Genomic DNA, 24,082 nt, shown 5'->3' on the forward strand with positions numbered 1-24,082 from the left:
GCGACGGCCGCGGCGTCGACGTCGTCGGCGAAGTCGATCGTGCCCACCACCTGCGAACGCAGGGCGGGGTCGGCGACGAACGGCGTGGTGTAGGGCCGTTCCTCGGCCCACGAGTACAGCCGCCGCGACGAGTCCGCCGTGCGCTTGACCGCCCAGTCCAGCCCGCCGTGGCCCAGCATCCAGTCGAGCTGCTCGGCCATCAGCACCAGCGTGCCGATCGCCGGCGTGTTGTAGGTCTGGTTCTTCAGGCTGTTGTCGATCGCGGTCGGCAACGACAAGAAGTCGGGCACCCAGCGACCCGAGCCGGCGATGGACTCGACGCGGGCCAGCGCGGCCGGGCTCATGACGGCCAGCCACAGGCCGCCGTCGCTGGCGAAGTTCTTCTGCGGAGAGAAGTAGTAGGCGTCGGTGTCGGTGATGTCGACCGGGAGGCCCCCGGCCCCGGAGGTGGCGTCGATGACGACCAGCGCGTCGCCGGAACCGGACGGGCGGCGGATCGGCACGGCCACGCCCGTCGAGGTCTCGTTGTGCGCCCAGGCGATCACGTCCACGGACGGGTCGGACCGCGGCTCGGGGGCGGTGCCGGGATCCGCCTTGATGACGACGGGATCGCCGACGAACGGGTTTTTGGTGACGGCGGAGGCGAACTTCGAGCTGAACTCGCCGTAGGTCAGGTGCAGCGACCGTTTGTCGATCAGCCCGAAGGCCGCGGCGTCCCAGAACGCCGTCGCGCCGCCGTTGCCGAGGATGACCTCGTAGCCCTCGGGCAGCGAGAACAACTCGGCCACTCCCGAGCGCACCCGGCCCACCAGGTTCTTGACGGGCGCCTGCCGGTGCGACGTGCCGAACAGGCCGGCCGCGGTGGTGTTCAGCGCGTTCAGCTGTTCGGGTCGGACCTTGGACGGGCCGCATCCGAAGCGGCCGTCGCGCGGTTTGAGGTCAGCGGGAATCTCGAGCTGGTCAGCCATGCTCATCAGCGTAGTGAGGCGCCTCGGCGGCCACGAGCGGTGGTCCGGCCGCGTCCTTCGACGGTGAGCCAGGCTGCACCACGCGCATGACCACCGGTCAGGTCACGGTGGTTCGCGAGGGTCTGGCACATATCCGGTACCTGCGGTACTGTTTGGACATTGCACGTCCAAATGTAAACCTCGTTCGGGGAGGCTCTCGGGATGGACAGGACGCGGATGGTCCGGCGTTGGCGCCGCACCATGGAGGTGCGTGACGACGCCGAGTACGTCGACATGCTCGCCACATTGTCCGAGGGGTCGGTGCGGCGAAATTTCAACCCTTACACCGACATCGACTGGGACTCGCCGGAGTTCGCGGTCACCGACGACGATCCCCGGTGGATCCTGCCGGCGACCGACCCGTTGGGCCGCCACCCTTGGTATCAGGCGCAGTCCGACGAGCGCAGGATCAAGATCGGCATGTGGCGGCAGGCCAACGTGGCCAAGGTCGGGCTGCACTTCGAGTCCATCCTGATCCGCGGCCTGATGAACTACACGTTCTGGCTGCCCAACGGATCCCCGGAATACCGGTACTGCCTGCACGAATCCGTCGAAGAGTGCAACCACACCATGATGTTCCAGGAGATGGTCAACCGGGTCGGGGCCGACGTCCCCGGGATGCCGCGGATGCTGCGCTGGATCTCGCCGCTGGTGCCGCTGGTGGCTGGGCCGCTGCCGGCGGCGTTCTTCATCGGGGTGCTCGCCGGTGAGGAGCCCATCGACCACACCCAGAAGAATGTGCTCCGCGAGGGCAAGGCGCTGCACCCGATCATGGAACGGGTGATGGCCATCCACGTGGCCGAGGAGGCGCGGCACATCTCCTTCGCCCACGAGTTCCTGCGCAAGCGGTTGCCGCAGCTGACCCGCAGACAGCGGTTCTGGATCTCGCTGTTCTACCCGCTGACGATGCGCGTGCTCTGCCAGGCCATCGTGGTGCCGCCCAAGGCGTTCTGGGCGGAGTTCGACATCCCCCGCGCGGTCAAGAAGGAGCTCTTCTTCAAGTCACCGGAGTCGCGAAAGTGGTTGAGCGACATGTTCGCCGACGTGCGCATGCTGGCATGTGACACGGGGCTGATGGAAAATCGTCTCGCGCGGCTGATGTGGCGGCTCTGCAAGATCGACGGCAAGCCGTCGCGCTACCGCAGCGAGCCGCAACGCCAGCACCTTGCCGTGGCCCCGGCCGCCTAGCTCGTTCCGGGTTTTCATGCCGCACGTGATCACCCAGTCGTGCTGCAACGACGGGTCCTGCGTCTACGCGTGTCCGGTGAACTGCATCCACCCGACACCGGACGAGCCGGGCTTCGCCGACTCGGAGATGTTGTACATCGACCCGGTGGCCTGCGTGGACTGTGGGGCCTGCGTGAGCGCCTGCCCGGCGGGCGCCATCGCGCCCGACGCCCGGCTGGAAGCCAGGCAGCTGCCGTTCATCGAGATCAACGCGTCGTTCTACCCGAAGCGGCCCGCGGGGGTGAAGCTGCCGCCCACCTCCAAGCTGGCCCCGGTGATCCCCGCGGTCGAGGTGCGGGCCCGTCGCAGGCCGCTGACCGTGGCGATCGTGGGATCCGGGCCGGCGGCGATGTACGCCGCCGATGAACTGCTCACCCAGAATGGCGTGCGGGTCAACGTGTTCGAGAAGCTGCCCACCCCCTACGGCCTGGTGCGCGCCGGGGTCGCACCCGATCACCAGGACACCAAAACGGTCACCCGGCTCTTCGATCGCGTCGTCGGTCACCGCGACTTCCGCTTCTACCTCAACGTCGAGGTCGGCGAACACCTGAGCCATGCCGAGCTGTTGGCGCATCATCACGCTGTGCTCTACGCCGTCGGTGCGCCCGAGGACCGTCGGCTCGACATCGACGGCGTGGGCCTTGCGGGCACCGGAACCGCCACCCAGGTGGTGGCGTGGATCAACGGGCATCCCGACTTCGCCGCGCTGCCGGTCGATCTGGGCCACGAGCGCGCGGTGATCATCGGCAACGGCAATGTCGCGCTCGATGTGGCCCGGGTGCTCACCGCGGACCCGGAAGACCTGGCCCGCACCGACATCTCCGACCGCGCGCTCGACGCCTTACGTGGCTCCGCGTTGCGTGAAGTGGTGATCGCCGCGCGGCGCGGTCCCGCCCAGTCGGCGTTCACGCTGCCCGAGCTGATCGGGCTCACGGGCTCCTCGAAGGTTGTGCTGGATACCGGTGACCGCGATCTGGTCGCACGGGATCGCGCGACGGCGTCGGACGCGTTGACCAGGACCAAGCTGGAGATCTTGAGCACACTCGGCGACGGTTCGGCGCCGCCCTCGGGTGCCGGGCGCCCGCGGATCCGATTCGCCTACGAGCTCACACCCGAGCGTGTGGTCGGCGAGCACCGTGCCGCTGGCGTGGAGTTCTCGGTCACCGGCACCCGGGAGCCACGCCGACTCGATGCCGGCCTGGTGCTGACGTCGATCGGCTACCGCGGCAGGATGATTCGCGATCTTCCGTTCGACGAATCAGCCGGCACGGTGCCGAACAAGAATGGCCGGGTGCTCGATCCCGGCTCCGGCCGGCCGGTTCCCGGCGCGTACGTCGCCGGGTGGATCAAGCGCGGTCCCACGGGGTTCATCGGCACCAACAAGTCCTGCTCCGTCCAGACCGTGCAGGCCCTGGTCGCCGATTTCAACGCCGGCGCGTTGTCAGAGCCGCAGGCCCGGCCCCGGGCGCTCGACGAGCTGGTGCGGGCCCGTCGGCCCGACGCTGTGGGCTCGGCGGGGTGGCGTGCGATCGACGCCGCGGAAATCGCCCGCGGTCGTCACGACGGTCGGCCGCGCAACAAGTTCACCGAGGTCGCCGACATGCTCGCCGCCGCTGCCGCAGCGCAACCCCGGCCACGCCGCCGGCTGGGGCTTTTCTGACGACGGGTTCGGACGCTGTGCTCGAGGCCCTTGCGGATTGGTGAGCGTGGTAGGCCGTTGCGTGATCGCCAGGCGTGCTGTGCCTGGTGTTCTCGGCTGCTGTAGCTTGCCGCCACCTCGACAAGCTGTGGTTCCACAAGCCTTCAGTTTCTGCCCCAGCCGGAGAGCGAACCCTCCCCAACAATTGGCGTAGATATGCTTCCTCGCGCCTTAGGCGGCCACTCACGCGCGAGCGTAACCACAGTGACAAAAATTGGGCCGAAATTCGCGGTGTGGCTACGCTCGCGCGAAGATCAGGCGCTGGTGCGCACCCGCTCCCAGCCCTCGACCGCCTCCGGGCTGCGCGGGCCCGGTCCGACGTAGATGGCCGACGGGCGGACCAGCTTGCCCAGTCGCTTCTGCTCGAGGATGTGGGCACACCATCCCGCGGTGCGCCCACAGGTGAACATCGCCGGCATCATGTTGGCCGGAACCCGCGCGAAGTCCAGGATCACCGCGGCCCAGAATTCCACGTTGGTTTCGATGGCGCGGTCCGGGCGGCGCTCGCGCAGCTCGGCCAGCGCGGCCTGCTCGAGGGCGACGGCGACCTCGTGGCGCGGGGCGCCGAGCCGCTGGGCGGCGGCGCGCAGCACCCGCGCGCGCGGGTCCTCGGCCCGATAAACACGGTGCCCGAATCCCATCAGCTTCTCGCCGCGGTCCAGGATGCCCTTGACCAGGCCGCGGGCGTCACCGGTGCGCTCGACCTCCTCGATCATCGGTAGCACCCGGGCCGGGGCCCCGCCGTGCAGCGGCCCGCTCATCGCGCCGATAGCACCGGACAAGGCCGCGGCCACGTCGGCCCCCGTCGAAGCGATCACCCGCGCGGTGAACGTCGAGGCGTTCATGCCGTGCTCGGCTGCCGAAACCCAGTAGGCGTCGATGGCCTCGACGTGCCTGGGATCCGGCTCACCCTGCCACCGCGTCATAAAACGCGCTGTGACGGTGGGGCATTCGTCGATGACCCGCTGGGGAACCGCCGGCTGGTAGATGCCGCGCGCGGACTGCGCGACGTAGGACAGCGCCATCACCGACGCCCGGGCCAGCTGCGCGCGGGCGGTGGCGTCATCGGTGTCGAGCAGCGGCTTGTACCCCCAGATGGGTGCCAGCATCGCCAGGCCCGCCTGCACGTCGACACGCACGTCACCGGTGTGGATCGGCAGTGGGAAGGGCTCGGCGGGCGGCAGTCCGTGGCCGAACCTGCCGTCGGCCAGCAGCGCCCAGACGTCGCCGAACGTGACCTTCTGGCTCACCAGATCCTCGATGTCGACACCGCGATAGCGCAGCGCGCCACCGTTTTTGTCCGGTTCGGCGATCTCGGTGGTGAAGGCGACCACGCCTTCGAGGCCGGGTACGAAGTCATCCGGGACCACAGTCATGGGAAAATTCTCGCACCTCTTTGCGGGAGCTCTCCTACCGGCCGGTAGCTACCGCGTCACGAACGGTAGCGTGGGGTCGATGGCAGGGCCGGACAACATGCATCTTTCGCAGATGCGGGTGGAATACGGGTCGGCGGAAAAAGACGGCAGTCCCGATCTGGATGCCGGCTGGCTGGCTGAGGGCTGGCTTGCGTTGTTCCTCAAGTGGATTGACGACGCCGAGAGGGCCGGGCTGTCCGAGCCCAACGCCATGGTGCTGGCCACCGTCGCGGACGGACTACCGGTCAGCCGGACGGTGCTGTGCAAGAGCGCCGACGAGACCGGAATCACATTTTTCACCAACTACGACTCGGCCAAGGGCAACGAGCTTGCCGCGACGCCGTTCGCGTCGGCTACGTTTCCCTGGTTCCGGCTGGGCCGCCAGGTCCACATCCGCGGGCCGGTCAGCCGGGTCGATGCCCACGTCACCGAGGGCTACTGGGCCAAGCGGCCGCGCGGCTCACAGCTGGGAGCGTGGGCGTCGCATCAGTCGCGCCCGATCGTGTCGCGGGATGCGCTGCTCGACCAGCTGGCGCAGGTGACCGCGCGGTTCGCAGATTCCGAATGCGTGCCGACGCCCCCGAGTTGGGGCGGGTACCTCATCGCGCCCGAGGTGGTGGAGTTCTGGCAGGGGCGGGAAAATCGGCTGCACAACCGGATTCGGGTCAGCGGCGGCCGTGTCGAACGCCTGCAGCCCTGACGGTGCGCCTCGCCGGCGTCGGCCGCCGTCGCCGCCGCTGTGTGCGGATGCGTCGGTGGTGCCGGGTCTCGCCCGGCCAGAGGGGCGCACGTCCGGCGAACCCGACCCCGGGCAGGCGCGCCGTCGCGAGAACGACTACCTTCAGTAGTACGCACCCAGTGCGGGCCAGCCATAATCAGACCAGCCAGAGTGCAAAGGGGTTCTCGTGGCCGACATCGACGACAGCGCAACCCTCCGGTATCCGGGGGGCGAGATCGACTTGGAGGTCGTTCGCGCCACCGAAGGAAACGACGGTATTGCGCTCGGGTCTCTCTTGGCCAAGACGGGGTACACCACCTTCGACAACGGTTTCGTCAACACCGCGTCCACCAAGAGTTCCATCACCTTCATCGACGGCGATGCCGGCATCCTGCGGTACCGGGGCATCCCGATCGAGCAGCTGGCGGAGAAGTCGACATTCATCGAGGTCAGCTATCTGCTGATCTACGGGGAGTTGCCGAACAAGGCGCAGCTGGCGGAGTTCACCAACCGGATCCAGCGACACACCATGCTGCACGAGGATCTCAAGCGGTTCTTCGACGGTTTTCCGCCCAACGCCCACCCGATGCCGGTGCTGTCCAGCGTCGTCAACGCGCTGAGCTCCTACTATCCGGACGCGCTGGACCCGATGGACAACGAACAGGTGGAGCTGTCGACCACGCGCTTGCTGGCCAAGCTGCCGACCATTGCGGCGTACGCCTACAAGAAGTCCATCGGGCAGCCGTTCCTGTATCCGGACAACTCGCAGACCCTGGTGGAGAACTTCCTGCGGATGACCTTCGGGTTGCCGGCCGAACCCTACGTGGCCGATTCGGAGATCGTGCGGGCGCTGGACATGCTGTTCATCCTGCACGCCGACCACGAACAGAACTGTTCGACGTCGACGGTGCGCCTGGTCGGCTCGTCCCGAGCCAACCTGTTCACCTCGATCTCCGGCGGCATCAACGCGCTGTGGGGTCCGCTGCACGGCGGCGCCAACCAGGCCGTGCTCGAGATGCTCGAGCAGATCCGCGACAGCGGCGACGGCGTCGAGGAATTCGTCCGGAAAGCCAAGAACCGCGAGGCCGGTGTCAAGCTGATGGGCTTCGGCCACCGCGTCTACAAGAACTACGACCCACGGGCCCGGATCGTCAAGGAGCAGGCCGACAAGATCCTGGCCAAGCTCGGCGGTGACGACGACCTGCTGGGCATTGCCAAGGAACTCGAAGAAACGGCGCTGACCGACGACTACTTCATCGAGCGCAAGCTCTACCCGAACGTCGACTTCTACACGGGCCTGATCTACCGGGCCCTCGGATTCCCGACCCGGATGTTCACGGTGTTGTTCGCGTTGGGCCGGCTTCCCGGCTGGATCGCGCACTGGCGTGAGATGCACGACGAGGGCGACAGCAAGATCGGCCGTCCGCGCCAGATCTACACCGGTTACACCGAGCGCGACTACGTCGGTATCGACGGGCGGTAGGCCCGTCGGGCGGCTCTGTCACAGGGACGACAGGACCGCCATCGCGGCGTTGTGGCCTCCGATGCCCGACATCGCGCCGCGGCGCGCCCCCGAGCCGCACAGCATGATCCCGTCGTTGGCCGTGGCAACTCCCCAGCGCCGCGCCGGGGTGTCCGGCGGGTCGTCGTCGGCGGCGAACGGCCACGACAACCCGCCGTGGAAGATGTTGCCCTCCGTCATCGCCAGGGTGCGATGCAGATCCAGGGTGGTCGTGGCCTCGATGTACGGCCGGCGTCGGTCAGGGAACGGCAGCAGGCCTCGCGCGGCAACGGATCCGGCAACCGGCCGGCCGATGCGTTCGCGTACCCCGCGTCCAACTGGGTCCACGTCTCGTTGGCGTGGAATGTGCCGGCGAATGCCTGTTCGGGGGTGACGCGGTCGTCGCGCAACCGGGGCAGCCGCCGCAGCACCGTGTTCACTTTGACCTGTGCGCCCCACGCCCGTGACGTGCTCCGTTTGTCCGAGCAGGCCAGCCAGGACTGGCCGGGGTGACGCCGGCCAGGACGAACCGTCCACGGACCAGATGATCGTCGCCACCGGTGCCGCGCTGCACCTGTGCCCGCAGGGCTTTCTCCGCGGCTAGCAGCGCGCGGATTTCTCCCAGGGTATCGGTGTCGCTCGGCTTGTTGCCGTTGCCCACCGCTCCGGTGTGCCCGACATAACGTCGCAGCGCTGCGGACTGGGTAGGCTGCATAGCGCCCGCAGAACCGACTGGCATGAGGATGGAATTCGAGCTAGGGGGCGGAATTGAGTTTAGGGACGGATTTGAGCCGAACGCCCGAAACGACCGACTCGCGGCGCAGTCCGGAAATGTTCCGGCGGTCGTTGGGTCGTCCCTGGCTGATCGCCCTGTTGGTCATTCCGTTGTCTTTTCGGAGATCGCTCGGCCTGCCCTGGTTGATTGCTCTCGTCGTTGTTCCGCTGCTGATAGCGGTGATCGGCGACGGTGCCCTGGACCGCCCTGCAGCCGCCAACGGGCCGACCGGGGCGGTCCCGACCTTGACGCCGTCGAACACGTCAGGCGCCCCGACGCTGTCCTTGGCGCCGCTTTCCCTCGTCCGGAACGGCAACGACATCACGGTGAGCGGCAAATTCCCCGACGATTCCGCCAAGGCGGCGCTGATCGCTGCGATCAAGAACGCGCTGGGTCCGGGAATCAACATCGTCGATCAAACTATTGTCGACCCCAAAGTGGACTCGCTCGACTTTGCAAACGCCGGAGTGCTTTTCAAAGACAGCGCGCCGATTCTCGATTTCCGTCTGACGGTCGACGGGAACACCATCGTCGTGGCGGGTACTGCCGGATCGCAGGACGAGAAGATCGCCGCCCAACGCGCCGCCGCGACCACGTGGTCGGGGTTGAACGTGGTCGACAGCGTTGTGGTCGCGGGACCAGCATCGCCCGGCTCACCTGCTCCGGCCCCCGCGGCGTGCCCTGATCTGCGGTCGGCCATCAACGCGGTGACCGGCGGGCGCATCGCATTCGGCGAAGACGGGTTCAGCTTGACCCCGGCCGACGAGCAAATCCTCAGTGAGGTGGCGGACAAGCTCAAGGCATGTCCCACGGCGCGCGCGACGATCAACGGTTACAGCGATGACAACGGTACCGAGGCCATCAACATTGCGCTGAGCAGCCAGCGAGCCCAGAAAGTCGCCGACTTTCTGGCCGGCCATGGCGTCCCGAGCGGCCAGTTGGCGGTCAGGGGCCTGGGTTCGGTAGACGCGGTCGCTCCCAACGACACGGCCGAGGACCACGCCAAGAATCGCCGCGTCGACATCGTGGTCAGCTGAGGAGAAGCAGCATGGATTTGATCGTCCAATGGTTGTGGTATCTGACGGCTTTCGTGGCAGGCTCGGTCGTCGCCTGGGTGATTGCGACGAGACTGATCAAACGCTTTCCCGCCGGGAAGGTACTTGCCGGTCCGACCGGCCAGGATACCGGTGTGCGGCGATGAGTCACGTGCACTGGTGGCTGGTCGGCCTGTCCTTCGTGATGGGCTTGGTGCTGACGTCCGTGCTGATACTCCGCCCCCCCAAGGGCTCGTCGCTGTTGGAGCAGTCTGCGGGGGCCGCTATGGCGGGTGCTACGGAGCCGCCCGGCCCACTACCGACCGCTCTCGAGTCGCCCACCGTCCAGATAGCTGATGCTGAGGAGTTGTTCTCTGCGACGGTTCCGCCCGCCGAGGCGCCACCGGCGAAGAAGGCTCCGCCCGCCAAAGCGCCGCCCGGGAAAAGGCCGCGGCCCGCCAAAGGTGCGCCGGCGATGCGGCCGAAGCTGCCCTATGCGCCCTATGGTCCCGGCTCCGCGCGCGCCACCCCCGAGGGTGGCGGACCGTCCGGCTGGTCGGTGAAGGGCCGCTCGGATACCAGGCTCTTCTACACTCCCGACGACCCTGTCTATCACCTCACCGTCGCTCAGGTCTGGTTCAAGGACGAGCAAGCGGCCGTGCGGGCCGCTTTCACGCCGTGGCGCAACTCCTCCCGGCGGAAGTGACCCGCGGAGCGGGCAAAAACGGAGGTGCCTCGTCGTTCGCGTCGATCGAGCGGGTGTGCCGAGCGAGCTGTGTGAACGGCCGCACCGCGAAGACCGCCAGCAGCCCGGCGAACACCGCCGCGGCGCCGATCACTGTCGCCACCGATGAGCCCGCGTTCGCAGCGAGGGCGTGCGGGCGAAGGTCCGCGACAAGATGTGCATCGCCTGCTCCGACTCGGTCACTGCATGCGCAGTACGAACCCGACCCCGCGAACGGTGTGCAGCAGGCGGGGCCCTCCGTTGGCTTCCAGCTTGCGGCGCAGGTACCCGATGAACACGTCGACGACGTTGGTGTCAGCGGCGAAGTCATAACCCCAGACCAGCTCGAGCAGCTGGGCGCGGGACAGCACCGCGGTCTTGTGTTCGGCCAGCACCGCCAACAGGTCGAACTCCCGCTTGGTCAGGTCGACTTCGACACCGTTGACCCGGGCCCGTCGGCCGGGGATGTCGACTTCCAGCGGACCCACGGTGATGGTTTCCGACGAGGATGTCGCGGTCGCGCCGCGACGGCGCAGCAGCGCCTTCACCCGCGCCACCAGCTCGGCCAACACGAACGGTTTGACCAGGTAGTCGTCGGCGCCGGCTTCCAGCCCCGCCACCCGGTCGTCCACCGAACTGCGGGCGGACAGCACGCAGACCGGCACGTCGTTGTCCATGGCGCGCAGTGCCGTGACCACGCTGACCCCGTCCAGGATGGGCATGTTGATGTCGAGCACGATCGCGTCCGGGCGCATCTCGGTCGCGCTGCGCAGGGCTTCGGCGCCGTCGACCGCCGTCGACACCTCGAAACCGGACAGCCGCAGACCGCGTTCCAACGAGGCAAGCACGTCGGAGTCGTCGTCGACGACCAAAACCCGAGGTGAGGTCGCTCCAGTGTCCATGCTCGACATTTTGCCGGATTTCGGTCGTCGACCGTGGGACGCGGCGGGAAAGTCGCGCCGACAGTTCCGATCAGGTCTCTGGCTGCACGCCGATGCGGCGGTAGCGTCGCAGCCGCGTGGCCAGCCGCTCGTCGTCCGGTACGTCGCGCAACGCGTCCAGCTCGGCGGCGATGGCGCGCGACATCCGCCGGCTGAACTTCACCGGCTCCTCGGCGGCGTCGGGCTCCTCGGGCACCACGACGTCGACGATCCCGGCGCCCAGCAACTCGACCGAGCGGATCCCCTGGCTGGCGGCGAGCTCGGCGGCGTGCGCGGTGTCCCGGAAGACGATCGCGCTGGCCCCCTCAGGTGGTAGCGGCGCCAGCCAGCCGTGCAGGGCGGCCAGCACCCGGTCGGCGGGCACCATCGCCAGTGCCGGCCCGCCGCTGCCCTGTCCCAGCAGCACCGACACGGTTGGGGTGTCCAGCGTCACGAGCTCGGACAGGCACTGGGCGATCTGGCCGGCGAGCCCGCCCTGCTCGGCGTCGGCCGACAGCGCGGGCCCGGCCGTGTCGATCACCAGCACCAGAGGCAGGCGCAGTTCGGCGGCCAGCGCCATGCCGCGCCGGGCCTCGCGTAACGCGGCCGGCCCCACGCGGCCCTTTTCTGGGCCGTTTTCTGGGCCCTTCTCCGACCCGCCGGCACCTCGCTGCTGGCCGAGGACCACCGCGGGCTGGCCGGCGAATCGCGCCAGCGCCAGCAGGGTGGTCGACGCGCCCCCGGTGCCCGACAACAGCACCACGTCACTGGCGCCATGCCGCAACAGATGCCCGACGCCCGGTCGGTCCGGCCGCCGGGAAGCCACCACCGAATCCCAGGCCGGCACCTCGGCGACCGGTTGCGCCGGCGCCGGGTCCGGCAGCGGTCGTGCGGGGTCGACGATGACGCTCAGCGCTCGGTCCAGCGTGCCTCGCAGCTCGTCGAGGGCGACGACCCCGTCGAGGACTCCGTACCGCTGCAGGTTCTCCGCGGTCTGCACACCTTCCGGGAAGGGTTCGCCGTACAGCAGCTCGTACACGCGGGGGCCCAGGAAGCCGATCAGGGCGCCCGGCTCGGCGACCGTGACATGCCCCAGCGACCCCCACGACGCGAACACCCCGCCCGTGGTCGGGTGGCGCAGGTACACCAGGTAGGGCAGGTGGGCCTGCTTGTGCAGCGTGACCGCGGCCGCGATCTTGACCATCTGCAGGAACGCGACGGTGCCCTCCTGCATGCGGGTACCGCCCGAACTCGGCGAGGCCAGCAGCGGCAACCGCTCGGCGGTGGCCCGCTCGAGGGCGGCGGTGATGCGTTCGGCCGCGGCCACCCCGATCGAGCCGCCCAGGAAGCCGAACTCGCAGACCACCAACGCCACCCGACGCCCGAAGATGCGGCCCTCGCCGGTGAGCACCGATTCGTCCAGTCCGGTGGCGGCGCGGGCGTCGGCCAGTTCCCGCGCATAGGACTCGCTGAGCTGCAGCGGTGGCGGCGCGCTGTCCCAGCTGAGAAAGGACCCCTCGTCGAGCGCCGCGTCCCGGAGTTGACCGGCCGTGATACGACTCACGACACGAGGCTATATAAGGTGGCCTTCATGATCGGTGTCACCCAGGCCGAGGCCGTCTTGACCATCGAGCTGCAACGACCCGAGCGCCGCAACGCACTGAACTCCCAGCTCGTCGAGGAGCTGCGGGAAGTCTTCCAGAAGGCCGGCGACGGGACGGTCCGGGCGATCGTGCTCACCGGGCAGGGCACCGCGTTCTGCGCCGGCGCCGACCTGAGCGGTGACGTGTTCGCGGCCGACTACCCCGAGCGGCTCATCGAACTGCACAGGTTGATGGACGCCACCTTGATCCCGGTGATCGGCGCCGTCAACGGCCCCGCCGTCGGCGCGGGCCTGCAGCTGGCCATGCGATGTGACCTGAGGGTCGTCGCACCCGAGGCGTTCTTCCAGTTCCCGACTTCGAAGTATGGCCTGGCCCTGGACAATTGGAGCATCCGCCGACTGGCCTCGCTGGTCGGTCACGGGCGGGCCGGCGCGATGCTGCTGACCGCCGAGAAGCTGACCGCCGAGACTGCGCTGCAGACCGGGATGGCCAACCGCATCGGGACGCTCGCCGACGCCCAGGCGTGGGCCACCGAGATCGCCGGTTTGGCGCCGCTGGCCATCCAGCACGCCAAGCGGGTGCTCAACGACGACGGCGCCATGGATGACCAGCTGCCCGTGCACAAGGAACTCTTCGACAAGGCGTGGGCGAGCCAGGACGTCATCGAGGCCCAGGTCGCCCGCATCGAGAAGCGGCCGCCCAACTTCACGGGCGCCTGACGGACATGGTGCGCGCGGCGCTGCGGCTGGCCGCGGGCACGGCCTCGCTGGCGGCCGGCGGCTGGGTCGTGCGCGCGCTGCGCGGCGCACCGATCGCGCTGGGTGCCGACCCCACGTCGATCCGGGCGGTGACCGAGCGCTCGCCGCACTGTCGCGCCGGCGTCTTCGTCAACCTCGACCCGGTCTCGATGTTCACCATGGACCGCGAGCAGCTGAGGCTGATCGCGTGGGATTTGGTGGCCGGACGCGCCAAAAGCCGCCCGCAGGCCGCGATCCCGTTGAGTTCGCCAGGAATCTTCGGTAATGACTCCGGCCTGGCCGTGAGCTGGTTCGGTCATTCCACGGCGCTGGTGGAGGTCGACGGCTACCGGGTGCTGACCGATCCGGTGTGGAGCCGGCGGTGCTCGCCGTCGGACCTGGTCGGCCCGGAGCGGCTGCATCCGCCACCGGTGCCGCTGGAGGCGCTGCCCGCCCTCGACGCGGTGGTCATCAGCCACGACCACTACGACCACCTCGACATCGACACCGTCATGAGGCTCGCGCGTACTCAACGGGCGCCGTTCTTCGTTCCCCTCGGGGTGGGCGCACATCTGCGCGCGTGGGGCATTCCCGAGCACCGCGTCGTCGAGCTCGACTGGAACCAGAGCGTACGGGTCGACGAACTCACCGTGGTCTGTGCTCCGGCGCGGCACTTCTCGGGGCGCTTCCTGGATCGCAACACCACGCTGTGGGCGTCGTGGGCGATGGTCGGGCCGCGTCATCGCGCCTATTTCGGCGGCGACACCGGCTACACCGCGAGCTTCGCCCGGATCGGTGCCGACCATGGGCCTTTCGACCTGACCCTGCTGCCCATCGGCGCCTACAACCCGGCATGGCCGGACATCCACATGAACCCCGAGGAGGCGGTGCGGGCTCACCTCGACCTGACGAGCGCCGGGTCGGGCCTGCTGGTGCCCATCCACTGGGGTACGTTCCGCCTCGCTCCGCATCCCTGGGCGGAGCCCGTCGAACGTCTTCTCGAGGCCACCGAAGCCGCCGGCGTCGAGGCGGCGGTCCCGGCGCCCGGGCAACGCATCGAGCCGGCCGCGCGGATGAGCACCGGCCCGTGGTGGCGGCTCTGAGCGTGGATGTCAGACCAGCAGGGTGAGCCAGGTGTGCCACTGCTCGGCCCGCCGCGCCCAGTTGTTCTCGGCGACGGTGTAGTCGACTTGCGCCCGCAGGTGAGCTTCGGTGCCGGCAGGATCGGACTCGCGTGCGGCCAGTGATTCGATGACACGGTCGGCAAACGCCTCGGCATGTGCGTGTGGATCGGCCGGCGGGCGCATGAGCTCGACGAAACCGGCGCCTGTCTCGGGTAACGCGCCGAGATCGCTGGTGACAATGGTGCAGCCGGCCGCCATCGCCTCCATCACGGCGATGCAGGACGTCTCGGCGAAGGTGTTGGGGTAGGCGAGCATGGTGGCGCCCTGCAGCGCGCGGGCCAGTGCCGGCTGGGCGACCGAACCGTGGTAGGTGACGCCGGGCGCGCTGCGTGCCGCGTCGTAGAGCGGCCGGAACGGGTCCAGCAGGGCGTTGTAGACGGCCATGCTGCTGTAGACCTCGAGGTGGGCGTCCGGCACCGCGGCCCGGATGAGAGCGAAGGCGGCCAACAGCCGATCCAGGCCCCGGTAGGGCGCGCTGGTGTAGCACAGGGTCGGCGGGCCCGATTTGGCCGGCAAGATCGGAGCCTCGGCGAACAACTCGGCGAAGACCGGGCCGACGGCGTTGCGCAGGATGCCGATTCGGGCGGGATCGAGCCCGAACGCCTGGTGGAAACAGTCGGCCTGCCACTCGCTGACCATCGCGAAACCGCTGAACAGCGCCCGGATCGCGGGCGAGGCCAGGGGCGCGACGAAGGGCTGGTCGTGGGCCAGGCCGGTCCACAGGATGTGGCGGGCGCCGGGCCGGCACAGCGACTGGAATTCGGCGAGCCCGGGGTGCACGCCACCGAGGTGCACGACGCAGTCGGCGTCGTGCAGCATGCCCTGCTCGATGCCGGGGACCGGCTGGCAGTGGACTCCACGCACCATCGTGACCGCGGCGTCGCGGCTGGCCAGCGTGACCCGGTGCCCCATCTTGACCAGCTCGGCGCTCAGGTAGCACGCCGCGGACTGCGACCCGCCCAGCGGTCGCTGGAACGGAGTGTCCGGATCGTAGGCCCAGGCGGCGGCGTCGACGAACACGATGTCCATGCGCCCGCACTCTAGGTGGTTGCGCGACCGGGTCGTCGAGCGACGCATCGCCTGGCCGGGGTGCGCGACCACGGCGGCGTCACCACCCCCGGGTTAGAGTTCGGCCATGACGAAACGCAGGGCAACGGCCGCTGTCGTGATGGTGTTCCTCGCTCTCACCGGATGCGGTTCCGCGCAACACCTGACGGCCCCGTCGCCGCCAGTGTCGAAGGTCCCGCCCGCCGAGGCGTCGGGCGTCGTCATCCCGCCCGGCCGCATCGGCGACGCCGTGGCCAAGGTCGACGGCCTGGTCGCCGACCTGATGAAGACGAGCGGCATCCCGGGCATGGCGCTCGCCATCGTCCACGGTGGGAAAACCCTCTACGCCAAGGGTTTCGGTGTCCGCGACGCAAGCAGGGGCGATGATCCGGACAACAGGGTCGACGCCGACACCGTCTTCCAGCTGGCATCGGTGTCCAAGTCGGTGGGTGCCACCGTGGTGGCACACGCGGTGACCGAGAAGGTGATCGCCTGGGACACGCCGGTGGCGTCGGTGCTGCCGTGGTTCTCGCTGTCCGACCCGTACGTCACCGGCCACGTGACCGTCGCCGACTTCTACTCGCACCGCTCCGGGCTTCCCGACCACGCCGGCGACCAGCTCGAGGACCTGGGCTATGACCGCCGCCAGACGCTGGAGCGGCTGAAGTACCTGCCGCTGGGGCCGTTTCGGAACCGCTATGCCTACACCAACTTCGGCGTGAGCGCCGCGGCCGAGGCGGTGGCCGCGGTGGCGGGCAAACCGTGGGAGGAGCTCTCCGCCGAAGTGCTCTCCTCGGGGCGCACCGAGCTGAGCCATTCCGGTGCCTTCACGATGGGCGCCGCCACCAACTTCGTGGTCTTGCCGTCCGAGGACCTGGCCATCGTCGCGCTGACCAACGCCGCGCCCATCGGCGTGCCGGAGACACTGACCGCCGAATTCCTGGATCTGGTGCAGTACGGCCAGATCCGCGAGGACTGGGCCGGCCTGTACCAGAAGGCGACGGGCTGGATGAACAATCCCGAGGGCTCGCTGGTCGGCAAGCAGCCCCCGGCCGATCCCGCGCCGGCCCGGCCGCTCGGCGAGTACCTCGGCGTGTACACCAGCGACTACTGGGGTCGCGCGATCGTGGCCGCACACGACGGAGGGCTGCAGCTGGCGATGGGGCCCAAGAACCGGACATTTCCCCTGACGCACTGGGACGGCGACACCTTCACCTTTCCGCTGCCCGACGAAAACGCTGCGCCCGGAACGATTTCCAAGGCGGTATTCTCCGGATCCCCCGACGCCACGCTGAACGTGGAGTACTTTGACACCGACAAGCTGGGGACCTTCACCCGATGACGCCGGCCGGCGCCGTCGGCCTGACCGACGCCGAGGTGGCTCAGCGGGTCGCCGACGGCCATAGCAACGCGACGCCGCACCGCGCCACCCGCAGCATCGCCGCGATCGTCCGCGCCAACGTCTTCACCCGGATCAACGCGATCCTGGGGGTGCTGCTGCTGATCGTCCTGGTGACTGGCCCGGTGATCAACGGGCTCTTCGGTCTGCTGATTGTCGCCAACAGCGTCGTCGGCATGGTCCAGGAAATCCGCGCCAAGCAGACGCTGGACCGGCTGGCGATCCTCGGGCAGGCGAAACCTCTGGTGCGCAGGGCATCCGGAACGCGCGCCCTGCCGCCCGAGCAGGTGGTGCGGGACGACGTCATCGAGCTCGGCCCCGGTGACCAGGTCGTCGTCGACGGAGTGATCGTCGAGGAGAACAACCTGGAGACCGACGAATCGCTGGTCACCGGGGAGGCCGACCCGATCCCCAAGGACGTCGGCGACGCGGTGATGTCGGGTAGCTTCGTCGTCGCCGGTGCCGGGGCCTACCGGGCAACCAACGTCGGACCGGGGTCCTATGCCGCCAGACTCGCCGCGGAGTCCAGCAAGTTCAGCTTGGTGAATTCCGAGCTGCGCAACGGCATCAACCGGATCCTGCAGTTCATCACCTACCTGTTGGTGCCGGCCGGCCTGCTGACGATCTACACCCAGTTGTTCACCACCCACGCCGGCTGGCGCCGGTCGGTGTTGCGCACGGTCGGTGCGCTGGTGCCGATGGTACCCGAAGGGCTGGTGCTGATGACCTCGATCGCATTCGCTGCCGGCGTCGTCAGGCTCGGCCAACGCCGTTGCCTGGTACAGGAATTGCCGGCGATCGAGGGACTGGCCCGCGTCGACGTGGTCTGCGTCGACAAGACGGGCACGCTGACCGAGAGCGGGATGCGGGTTCGCGATGTCGAGGAACTCGCTGCGCCCTGCGAAACGGTCGCCGAGATCCTGGCCGCGCTGGCCGCCGCCGACGCGCGACCCAACGCCAGCATGCAGGCGATCGCAGCAACTTATGGCCGCCCACCTGACTGGGTCGCCACGGCGAGTGCGCCGTTCAAGTCGGCGACCAAGTGGAGCGGCGTGTCCTTCCGTGACCACGGCAGCTGGGTGATCGGCGCGCCCGACGTGCTGCTCGACCCCGCGTCGGTGGCTGCGCAGCGGGCCGAGCGGATCGGCTCGCGGGGGCTGCGGGTGCTGCTGTTGGGTGCCGCCGAGGAGCCCGTGGACCGCCCGGACGCACCGGGCCGCGTCCGCCCGGTGGCCTTGGTGGTGCTCGAGCAGAAGGTGCGACCGGACGCCCGCAAGACGCTGGACTACTTTGCCGCCCAAGGGGTTTCCGTCAAGGTGCTGTCCGGTGACAACGCGGTGTCGGTGGCTGCGGTGGCCGGCGAGCTCGGGCTGCACGGAGAGACGATGGACGGGCGCCGGCTGCCGGCCGACGACGCGGCCCTGGCTGAGGCGCTGGAATCCCACACCACCTTCGGCCGGGTGCGTCCCGACCAGAAGCGCGCCGTCGTGCATGCGCTGCAATCGCATGGCCACACCGTGGCGATGACCGGTGACGGCGTCAACGACGTGCTGGCCCTCAAGGACGCGGACATCGGTGTGGCGATGGGCTCGGGCAGCCCGGCGTCGCGTGCCGTCGCGCAGATAGTTCTGCTGGACAACAGTTTTGCTACGCTCCCGGATGTCGTCGGCGAGGGCAGGCGGGTGATCGGCAACATCGAGCGGGTTGCCAACCTGTTCCTGACCAAGACGGTCTACTCGGTGCTGCTGGCGTTGCTGGTCGGTATCGAATGCGTGTTCGCCAAACCGCTGAACGCCGACCCGCTGCTGTATCCGTTCCAGCCGATTCACGTCACCATCGCGGCCTGGTTCACGATCGGCATCCCCTCGTTCATCCTGTCGCTGGCGCCCAACAACGAACGCGCCCAACGCGGTTTCGTGCGGCGGGTGCTGACGTCGGCGCTGCCGTCCGGACTGATTGTGGGCGTGGCGACGTTCGTCTCCTACCTGGCGTCCTACCAGGGTCGCCACGCCACGTTCCGGCAACAGGATCAGGCGTCGACCGCGGCGCTCATCACGCTGCTGGTCAGCGCGCTGTGGGTGCTGGCCGTAGTGGCACGGCCGTACCAGTGGTGGCGCGTCGGCCTCGTCGTCGGCTCGGGGCTGGCTTACGTGGTGCTCTTCAGCGTCCCGCTGGCCCGGCAGAAGTTCCTGCTGGATCCCTCCAATGTGACGATCACCATGGTCGCGCTCGGGATCGGCGTGCTGGGCGCCGCGGCGATCGAGGCAGCGTGGTGGATCCGGGCCAGGATGGTCGGCGAGCAGCCGCGGCTCTGGCGTGAGGACGGGGGAACGGGCCGGTAGGGTTTTCAGCGGTTGAGTAGGGTTTCCCAGGGAAAGGACAGGTGCATGGGATTCCTGGACAAGGCGAAGGACCTGTTGTCGCAGAACGCCGACAAGGTGCAGACGGCCATCGACAACGTCGGCGCGTTTGTCGACGACAAGACGCAGGGTGAGTACTCCGTCACCGTCCACGAGGTGGCCGAAGAGGTCAAGCAGGCGGCCGGTTCCGCGGCTGCTGACGATCAGCAGGGCTGACCCATGGCGAAACTCTCGGGATCCATCGACGTACCCCTGCCCGCGGAGACGGCCTGGCAGCATGCCTCCGATCTGTCCCGGTACAAGGACTGGCTGACCATTCACCGGGTGTGGCGCAGCAAACTACCCGACGAGATCGTCAAGGGTACCGTCGTCGAATCGATCGTCGAGGTCAAGGGGATGTACAACCGGGTCACCTGGACGGTTGTGCGCTACAAGCCGCCCGAGGGCATGACCCTCAACGGCGACGGTGTCGGCGGCGTCAAGGTCAAGCTGATGGCCAAGGTGGCGCCCAAGGAAGATGGGGCCGTCGTCAGCTTCGACGTCCACCTCGGTGGCCCGGCCCTGTTCGGGCCGATCGGCATGATCGTCGCTGCGGCGTTGCGAAGCGACATCAACGAATCGCTGCAGAACTTCCTTTCGGTCTTCACCGGAACCGGCCCCTCGACACAGCCGGACTTCCACGAAGACGGCCGCACCCGGCGCTGACCGCGGCGCGACGCCGTGTGGCGAGCTGGAACGCTGTCCGAATCCCCTACTAATGTAGGGTCTCGTGACACGGCGGCTCGGCCCTGGTTGGCTGGTGGTGTTCTGCGCGCTGATCATCTCGGCCAGCGCATGGATGCCGTGGCTCACGACGGCGGTCAACGGCGGAGGCTGGGCCAACGCCATCGGGGGTACGCATGGCAGCCTGCGGCTTCCCCCCGGGTTCAGTGCCGGGCAGCTCATCGTGTTGCTGTCTTCGGCGCTGCTGGTGGCTGGGGCGATGGTGGGCCGCGGACTGTCGGCGAAACTCGCCTCCATTGCCGCGCTGATCATTTCGCTGCTCATCCTGGCTCTGATGGCGTGGTACTACAAGCTCAACGTCAATCCGCCGGTATCGGCCGAATACGGACTCTACGTCGGCTCGGTTGCCGCGCTGTGCGCGGCGGCGTGCTCGGTGGCGGCCGTGATCGCGGCGACGGTGTCCGGCGGGCCGGCGCGGTGAGTTTCAGGACGAGGGAAACTCGGGGCGGCCCGAGTCGGCGCTGCCGGCAGGCTCGTTGACGCCGAAAACGAACGGCGCGAAAACGACTTCGCGGCCGTCGGGGTCCTGATAGGTGACCGCCCCGTGCGCCTCCCAGTACGGTTGCTGTGCCACTGGTTCGGCCGCCGCGGCACGCAGCCGCGCAGTTGCTGCCTGCATTGCCTGCGGGTCGGGAAAATACAGGCAGAGCTGTTCGTGGTCGGCCACCGCGACCGGCTCGACCGACTCGACGATTTCGAGCGTCAGGTTCCAGCTCGGCAGCCCGAAGATCGCACCATTGCTGCCGTAGCCGGCGTCGAACGTCTCAAAGAGCGGCAGGCCAACCAAATCGCGGTAGAACCGCATCGTTTCAAGGAAATTCGGCGAACGCCGGGCGAAACGGACGGCACCAATAGGTGCCAATTGCGCGGGCCAGTGCGTTGCGCGGTGGGGCTTCTGGTCGTCCACGTCTTCTCCGATCTGCCGAGCAACACGGCCGCGCGTCGGAGCGCGCGAACCCAGCCACCAGTGTGCACCACGGCAGGGTTCGGCCCGGGCCATGGTGGCGCTCCTCGATGAGTTCGCCTTCGTGCGGACAAGGGGCGGCCCCGTCAGCTCTCGGGCTGAACCGACGGGACCTGGGCGAGCACATAGGCCGGCCCACGCGCTCACTTCCTCGGGAACATTGCCCCCGGTGTGGCACGGCAAACATCCGAATTCCACATCTGTGAGGAGCGGGCTGCGAAGCCCGCGGCGTGCTGACCACGACATCCTCTTGGCCGGCGAGCGCGTACCGCCGAGTTTCGACACGGTCACGGATGCGTACCTATCAGCAAATCACTGGTCACAACCGTCCCGCAGATCACTATGGTCACATTTGTCAACTGCGGCGTCAATGCGAGGTTCTGCTCGCGGAAAGGTCTTCGATGTCGGCGATTCTTCGAAGCATGGCGCTTTCGATGGCGTCGGCGGCTGCTATCGGACTCACCGTCGCGATAGGGACCGCACCGTCGGCGACCGCCACGCCTTGCAGTGCGCCGGAAGCGAATATTCCGCCGCCCCACACGCAGCCGGCGATGCCGGCGCCTGGGCCCGTCGTGCAACCACCCACGGGTCGCCGGCCCGCGCACACCAACGACAACGCGCCGCTGCCGAAGCTGGGTCCGCTGATCGCGTCGATGCTCAAGCCGGTTGCTCCGAACGCGCAATACGTCGCCCCCCTGCAGCCGCAGGCGGGGGTCGCTCCGCCTGGACCCAACCCCCCTGCTCCGCAGCCGCCGAACGCCAAGCAGCCGGCGCCGAACGCCGCACCGGCGAAGCCGCCGGCGCCGCTACCGGAGGCTGAAGTCCCCTCGATTGCGGGGTCCCCGACATCTCTGGTCGACTTCGTGACCGGAGTCAACAGTCCCAACAACACCCTCCAACGGTTCGGCATCTCAGGAACCGACCTCGGGATCGTCTGGGACAACGGGGATCCCGCCAATCACCAGGTCCTCATGGCGTTCGGTGACACATTCGGCTACTGCAGCGTGCACGGCCAGCAATGGCGTTACAACACGCTGTTCCGCAGTTCGGATCACGATTTGTCCCAAGGAATCCACGTCGCCGACGGCGTGCCCAACAACAGGTACTCCGGTTCCCCGGTGTGGACCTCGGGCCTTTCCAAGCAGGTCGTCAACAGTATCCACAAGGCCCCGCACGAGACGGGGATCATTCCCACCGCGGCCATTTCCATCGGCCGGACCCAGTTCATGAGCTACATGTCCATCCGGCGATGGGGCCGTGACGGCGAGTGGTCGACCAACTATTCGGCGATCGCGAGATCGCTTGACAACGGCCAAACGTGGGGGGTCTACCCCGGAACCATCCGCACGGCCTCACCGGATGCGATCCCGGGCGTCAATTTCGTCCCGGGAAACGAGAATTTCCAGATGGGGGCGTTCATGAAGGGCAACGACGGTTACCTGTACTCGTTCGGGACCCCGTCCGGGCGAGGTGGTAACGCTTATCTGGCCCGGGTTCAGCCGGGTGTCCTGCCGGACCTGAGCAAATATCAGTACTGGAACGGCGACTCCAACGCCTGGGTTCCGGCCAATCCGGGGGCCGCGACTCCGGTCATCCCGGGTCCGGTCGGGGAGATGTCAGCGCAGTACAACGACTACCTCAGGCAGTATCTGGTGCTCTACACCAACGGCGCCAGCAACGACGTCGTGGCCAGGACGGCGCCGGCGCCGCAGGGGCCGTGGAGCCCCGAGCAGCCGCTCGTGTCGTCGTTCCAGATGCCCGGCGGCATCTACGCGCCGATGATCCACCCCTGGTCGTCGGGCAAGGACCTGTACTTCAACCTGTCGCTGTGGTCGGCCTACGACGTGATGCTGATGCACACGGTGCTGCCGTAGGGCCGGCGCGCTACAGCCACCACCAGCCGGCGCGCCGCCGGTTCACGGGGCGGAATCACATTGCGGCACAGCTTCTTTCACCTGGCCAGTGGCTTGTAGAAGACGAGGCCGTTGCCCTTGTTGTCATAGACCACGGCACGGCGTTCGTGTGCGTCGTCGTACGGGCCTTTCACGATGCCGCCGCCGCTGTCCTCCACCGCCTTCGCCGCGGCGTCGACATCGGCGGTCTTGATGCCGACGACGACCTGTCCGTGGATGGGGTGGTCCACCGCGGTGGCCAGCGCGAGGGTTACCGGCCCGCCGTCGAGGGCCGCAAAATGGGTTCCGTCGCGAAACTTCAGCGGCATGCCCAGCGTCTCGCTGTAGAACCGGATCGACTCGTCGAGATCGTCGGTGGACAAGATGACCATTTTTACTTCGTGCTCGCTCAACGGTGCCTCCTTTTGGCTGAAACCGTCTTATAGACTAAGTGGTCTCGCCCGTAAGTTCGTCGGGGGTTGTTACCAGACGGCGCTGTCGCCTCCGCCCGGTCGGTCGTGATGATCTCGAGCTCGAAATGGACGGGAAACGTCGGTGCCGGCAGAGTCAGGAACCGTCGCCGAACGTCTGGCGCGGCTCGAGCGCGACGTATTCAAGCGCCCCGGGTAAGCAAACACCGCAGGGTTCGAGCCATAGCCGACAAGAGTGCGCCGCCAATCCCGATCGCTCTTCACGAAAGACGGCGCGCCCTTCCGGCGTCATCCCCGCGGCCGATTACCGCCCCGATGGAGGTGACTGACACCGCCTCCGCCAATCCATCGAAGCGCACCTGCGCATCGTCGTCGCCGCTATGGCCATCAGCCACCACCCGACTCGGATCACGTTCGCCGGCCCCTGGGGAACCGGCCCGCGCGAACACGGCCGCACAACTCACTGATCCGCACCCCCGACCTGTGCAACCCGATGCCGCCGGACGGCCGTCGGGTTCAGCGCAGCGTTGCGGTGACGGCGACGATGTTGCGGAGCTGGGATTCCTCGTCGTCCGGGTAGACCAGGCCGTAGTCGGCGAAGAGTTCACGCCGGGGCCGGGTGCTGACCTGCCAGCCCGCACCGGTCAGGTAGTCGACGACG

The 24,082-nt window shown here is 68.2% G+C and carries 22 protein-coding genes and 3 pseudogenes; 15 read left to right on the forward strand and 10 right to left on the reverse strand.

The features are described from left to right. A partial coding sequence (gene serC / locus ACOJVU_RS17115) for a phosphoserine transaminase (protein WP_421530859.1) occupies positions 1–968 on the reverse strand: 968 nt, incomplete at its 3' end. Between the two features lie 201 nt (positions 969–1,169). On the opposite strand from serC, the gene ACOJVU_RS17120 reads away from it, so the two are divergent. Both ACOJVU_RS17120 and ACOJVU_RS17125 read left to right on the forward strand, forming a co-directional pair. Further along, positions 1,170–2,195: an AurF N-oxygenase family protein gene (locus tag ACOJVU_RS17120; RefSeq protein ID WP_421530860.1), complete on the forward strand. Its 1,026-nt coding sequence runs from the start codon at positions 1,170–1,172 to the stop codon at positions 2,193–2,195. Between the two features lie 16 nt (positions 2,196–2,211). After that, a complete protein-coding gene (locus ACOJVU_RS17125) occupies positions 2,212–3,894 on the forward strand; it encodes an FAD-dependent oxidoreductase (protein ID WP_421530861.1) in 1,683 nt (560 codons plus the stop codon). A gap of 293 nt (positions 3,895–4,187) precedes the next feature. Here ACOJVU_RS17125 and ACOJVU_RS17130 read toward each other — a convergent pair whose 3' ends face one another. After that, a complete protein-coding gene (locus ACOJVU_RS17130; RefSeq protein ID WP_421530862.1) occupies positions 4,188–5,309 on the reverse strand; it encodes a citrate synthase 2 in 1,122 nt (373 codons plus the stop codon). A 79-nt stretch (positions 5,310–5,388) separates the two neighbouring features. Here ACOJVU_RS17130 and pdxH point away from each other — a divergent pair, with 79 nt between their 5' ends. Further along, positions 5,389–6,048, forward strand: coding sequence for a pyridoxamine 5'-phosphate oxidase (gene pdxH, locus ACOJVU_RS17135; protein ID WP_421530863.1), 660 nt, complete (start codon positions 5,389–5,391; stop codon positions 6,046–6,048). Positions 6,049–6,253: 205 nt separating this feature from the next. Beyond that, complete coding sequence (locus ACOJVU_RS17140) at positions 6,254–7,549, forward strand: citrate synthase (RefSeq protein ID WP_421530864.1); 1,296 nt, start codon at positions 6,254–6,256, stop codon at positions 7,547–7,549. Positions 7,550–7,567: 18 nt separating this feature from the next. Here the strand turns inward: ACOJVU_RS17140 and ACOJVU_RS17145 are convergent. Beyond that, a pseudogene (locus ACOJVU_RS17145) lies at positions 7,568–8,132 on the reverse strand (NAD(P)/FAD-dependent oxidoreductase); the annotation flags it as partial. Positions 8,133–8,398: 266 nt separating this feature from the next. Here ACOJVU_RS17145 and ACOJVU_RS17150 point away from each other — a divergent pair. Genes ACOJVU_RS17150 through ACOJVU_RS17160 form a run of 3 tightly spaced genes read left to right on the forward strand, consistent with a single transcriptional unit; the run spans position 8,399 to position 10,082 of the window. Continuing rightward, positions 8,399–9,379, forward strand: coding sequence for an OmpA family protein (locus ACOJVU_RS17150; protein ID WP_421530865.1), 981 nt, complete (start codon positions 8,399–8,401; stop codon positions 9,377–9,379). 11 nt (positions 9,380–9,390) lie between these two features. After that, positions 9,391–9,543: a hypothetical protein gene (locus ACOJVU_RS17155; protein WP_421530866.1), complete on the forward strand. Its 153-nt coding sequence runs from the start codon at positions 9,391–9,393 to the stop codon at positions 9,541–9,543. Next, a complete protein-coding gene (locus tag ACOJVU_RS17160; RefSeq protein ID WP_421530867.1) occupies positions 9,540–10,082 on the forward strand; it encodes a hypothetical protein in 543 nt (180 codons plus the stop codon). Before ACOJVU_RS17155 ends, ACOJVU_RS17160 begins: the two co-directional genes overlap by 4 nt. Positions 10,083–10,104: 22 nt before the next feature. On the opposite strand, the pseudogene ACOJVU_RS17165 reads toward ACOJVU_RS17160, so the two are convergent. The 3 genes and pseudogenes from ACOJVU_RS17165 to ACOJVU_RS17175 form a co-directional block, all read right to left on the reverse strand. Continuing rightward, positions 10,105–10,212, reverse strand: a pseudogene (locus ACOJVU_RS17165) (hypothetical protein); the annotation flags it as partial. Between the two features lie 88 nt (positions 10,213–10,300). Then, positions 10,301–11,011: a two-component system response regulator PrrA gene (prrA, locus tag ACOJVU_RS17170; protein ID WP_421530868.1), complete on the reverse strand. Its 711-nt coding sequence runs from the start codon at positions 11,009–11,011 to the stop codon at positions 10,301–10,303. A gap of 61 nt (positions 11,012–11,072) precedes the next feature. Beyond that, positions 11,073–12,584 (reverse strand): carboxyl transferase domain-containing protein, encoded by a 1,512-nt coding sequence (locus ACOJVU_RS17175; RefSeq protein ID WP_421530869.1) that lies wholly within the window; start codon positions 12,582–12,584, stop codon positions 11,073–11,075. Positions 12,585–12,611: 27 nt separating this feature from the next. On the opposite strand from ACOJVU_RS17175, the gene ACOJVU_RS17180 reads away from it, so the two are divergent. Both ACOJVU_RS17180 and ACOJVU_RS17185 read left to right on the forward strand, forming a co-directional pair. Beyond that, positions 12,612–13,343: an enoyl-CoA hydratase gene (locus ACOJVU_RS17180; RefSeq protein ID WP_421530870.1), complete on the forward strand. Its 732-nt coding sequence runs from the start codon at positions 12,612–12,614 to the stop codon at positions 13,341–13,343. A 5-nt stretch (positions 13,344–13,348) separates the two neighbouring features. Then, positions 13,349–14,464, forward strand: coding sequence for an MBL fold metallo-hydrolase (locus ACOJVU_RS17185; RefSeq protein ID WP_421530871.1), 1,116 nt, complete (start codon positions 13,349–13,351; stop codon positions 14,462–14,464). A 9-nt stretch (positions 14,465–14,473) separates the two neighbouring features. On the opposite strand, the gene ACOJVU_RS17190 is transcribed toward ACOJVU_RS17185, so the two are convergent. Continuing rightward, on the reverse strand, positions 14,474–15,574 hold the full coding sequence (locus ACOJVU_RS17190) for a glycosyltransferase family 4 protein (protein WP_421530872.1): 1,101 nt from the start codon (positions 15,572–15,574) through the stop codon (positions 14,474–14,476). A 106-nt stretch (positions 15,575–15,680) separates the two neighbouring features. Between ACOJVU_RS17190 and ACOJVU_RS17195 the strand changes: the two genes are divergently transcribed. From ACOJVU_RS17195 to ACOJVU_RS17215, 5 genes are all read left to right on the forward strand, one after another. Further along, a complete protein-coding gene (locus ACOJVU_RS17195; RefSeq protein ID WP_421530873.1) occupies positions 15,681–16,934 on the forward strand; it encodes a serine hydrolase in 1,254 nt (417 codons plus the stop codon). Then, a complete protein-coding gene (locus ACOJVU_RS17200) occupies positions 16,931–19,333 on the forward strand; it encodes an HAD-IC family P-type ATPase (RefSeq protein ID WP_421530874.1) in 2,403 nt (800 codons plus the stop codon). Before ACOJVU_RS17195 ends, ACOJVU_RS17200 begins: the two co-directional genes overlap by 4 nt. 45 nt (positions 19,334–19,378) lie before the next feature. Beyond that, positions 19,379–19,567 carry an antitoxin gene (locus ACOJVU_RS17205; RefSeq protein WP_421530875.1) on the forward strand — a complete coding sequence of 63 codons (189 nt, stop codon included), beginning with the start codon at positions 19,379–19,381 and terminating at the stop codon, positions 19,565–19,567. A gap of 3 nt (positions 19,568–19,570) precedes the next feature. Continuing rightward, complete coding sequence (locus tag ACOJVU_RS17210; protein WP_421530876.1) at positions 19,571–20,056, forward strand: type II toxin-antitoxin system Rv0910 family toxin; 486 nt, start codon at positions 19,571–19,573, stop codon at positions 20,054–20,056. Between the two features lie 64 nt (positions 20,057–20,120). Continuing rightward, positions 20,121–20,555 (forward strand): hypothetical protein, encoded by a 435-nt coding sequence (locus ACOJVU_RS17215; protein ID WP_421530877.1) that lies wholly within the window; start codon positions 20,121–20,123, stop codon positions 20,553–20,555. Positions 20,556–20,558: 3 nt separating this feature from the next. Here the strand turns inward: ACOJVU_RS17215 and ACOJVU_RS17220 are convergent, their stop codons facing one another. After that, complete coding sequence (locus ACOJVU_RS17220) at positions 20,559–21,041, reverse strand: VOC family protein (RefSeq protein WP_421530878.1); 483 nt, start codon at positions 21,039–21,041, stop codon at positions 20,559–20,561. A 458-nt stretch (positions 21,042–21,499) separates the two neighbouring features. Here ACOJVU_RS17220 and ACOJVU_RS17225 point away from each other — a divergent pair, with 458 nt between their 5' ends. After that, positions 21,500–22,972, forward strand: a complete 1,473-nt coding sequence (locus ACOJVU_RS17225; protein WP_421530879.1) for a DUF4185 domain-containing protein — start codon at positions 21,500–21,502, stop codon at positions 22,970–22,972. A 77-nt stretch (positions 22,973–23,049) separates the two neighbouring features. Here the strand turns inward: ACOJVU_RS17225 and ACOJVU_RS17230 are convergent, their stop codons facing one another. After that, positions 23,050–23,403 carry a VOC family protein gene (locus ACOJVU_RS17230; protein WP_421530880.1) on the reverse strand — a complete coding sequence of 118 codons (354 nt, stop codon included), beginning with the start codon at positions 23,401–23,403 and terminating at the stop codon, positions 23,050–23,052. Positions 23,404–23,937: 534 nt separating this feature from the next. Then, positions 23,938–24,082: pseudogene (locus tag ACOJVU_RS17235) on the reverse strand (SAM-dependent methyltransferase); the annotation flags it as partial.

Origin of the sequence: Mycobacterium sp. THU-M104, from assembly GCF_049197365.1 — a bacterium.
Classification (GTDB): Bacteria; Actinomycetota; Actinomycetes; order Mycobacteriales; family Mycobacteriaceae; genus Mycobacterium.

Excerpts from the sequence above, each read along its gene's own strand:
- ACOJVU_RS17120 (WP_421530860.1), top strand. The coding sequence starts at position 1,170 with ATGGACAGGACGCGGATGGTCCGGCGTTGGCGCCGCACCATGGAGGTG.
- ACOJVU_RS17125 (WP_421530861.1), top strand. The coding sequence starts at position 2,212 with ATGCCGCACGTGATCACCCAGTCGTGCTGCAACGACGGGTCCTGCGTC.
- ACOJVU_RS17130 (WP_421530862.1), bottom strand. The coding sequence starts at position 5,309 with ATGACTGTGGTCCCGGATGACTTCGTACCCGGCCTCGAAGGCGTGGTC.
- pdxH (WP_421530863.1), top strand. The coding sequence starts at position 5,389 with ATGGCAGGGCCGGACAACATGCATCTTTCGCAGATGCGGGTGGAATAC.
- ACOJVU_RS17150 (WP_421530865.1), top strand. The coding sequence starts at position 8,399 with ATGTTCCGGCGGTCGTTGGGTCGTCCCTGGCTGATCGCCCTGTTGGTC.
- ACOJVU_RS17155 (WP_421530866.1), top strand. The coding sequence starts at position 9,391 with ATGGATTTGATCGTCCAATGGTTGTGGTATCTGACGGCTTTCGTGGCA.
- ACOJVU_RS17160 (WP_421530867.1), top strand. The coding sequence starts at position 9,540 with ATGAGTCACGTGCACTGGTGGCTGGTCGGCCTGTCCTTCGTGATGGGC.
- prrA (WP_421530868.1), bottom strand. The coding sequence starts at position 11,011 with ATGTCGAGCATGGACACTGGAGCGACCTCACCTCGGGTTTTGGTCGTC.
- ACOJVU_RS17180 (WP_421530870.1), top strand. The coding sequence starts at position 12,612 with ATGATCGGTGTCACCCAGGCCGAGGCCGTCTTGACCATCGAGCTGCAA.
- ACOJVU_RS17185 (WP_421530871.1), top strand. The coding sequence starts at position 13,349 with ATGGTGCGCGCGGCGCTGCGGCTGGCCGCGGGCACGGCCTCGCTGGCG.
- ACOJVU_RS17190 (WP_421530872.1), bottom strand. The coding sequence starts at position 15,574 with ATGGACATCGTGTTCGTCGACGCCGCCGCCTGGGCCTACGATCCGGAC.
- ACOJVU_RS17195 (WP_421530873.1), top strand. The coding sequence starts at position 15,681 with ATGACGAAACGCAGGGCAACGGCCGCTGTCGTGATGGTGTTCCTCGCT.
- ACOJVU_RS17200 (WP_421530874.1), top strand. The coding sequence starts at position 16,931 with ATGACGCCGGCCGGCGCCGTCGGCCTGACCGACGCCGAGGTGGCTCAG.
- ACOJVU_RS17205 (WP_421530875.1), top strand. The coding sequence starts at position 19,379 with ATGGGATTCCTGGACAAGGCGAAGGACCTGTTGTCGCAGAACGCCGAC.
- ACOJVU_RS17210 (WP_421530876.1), top strand. The coding sequence starts at position 19,571 with ATGGCGAAACTCTCGGGATCCATCGACGTACCCCTGCCCGCGGAGACG.
- ACOJVU_RS17225 (WP_421530879.1), top strand. The coding sequence starts at position 21,500 with ATGTCGGCGATTCTTCGAAGCATGGCGCTTTCGATGGCGTCGGCGGCT.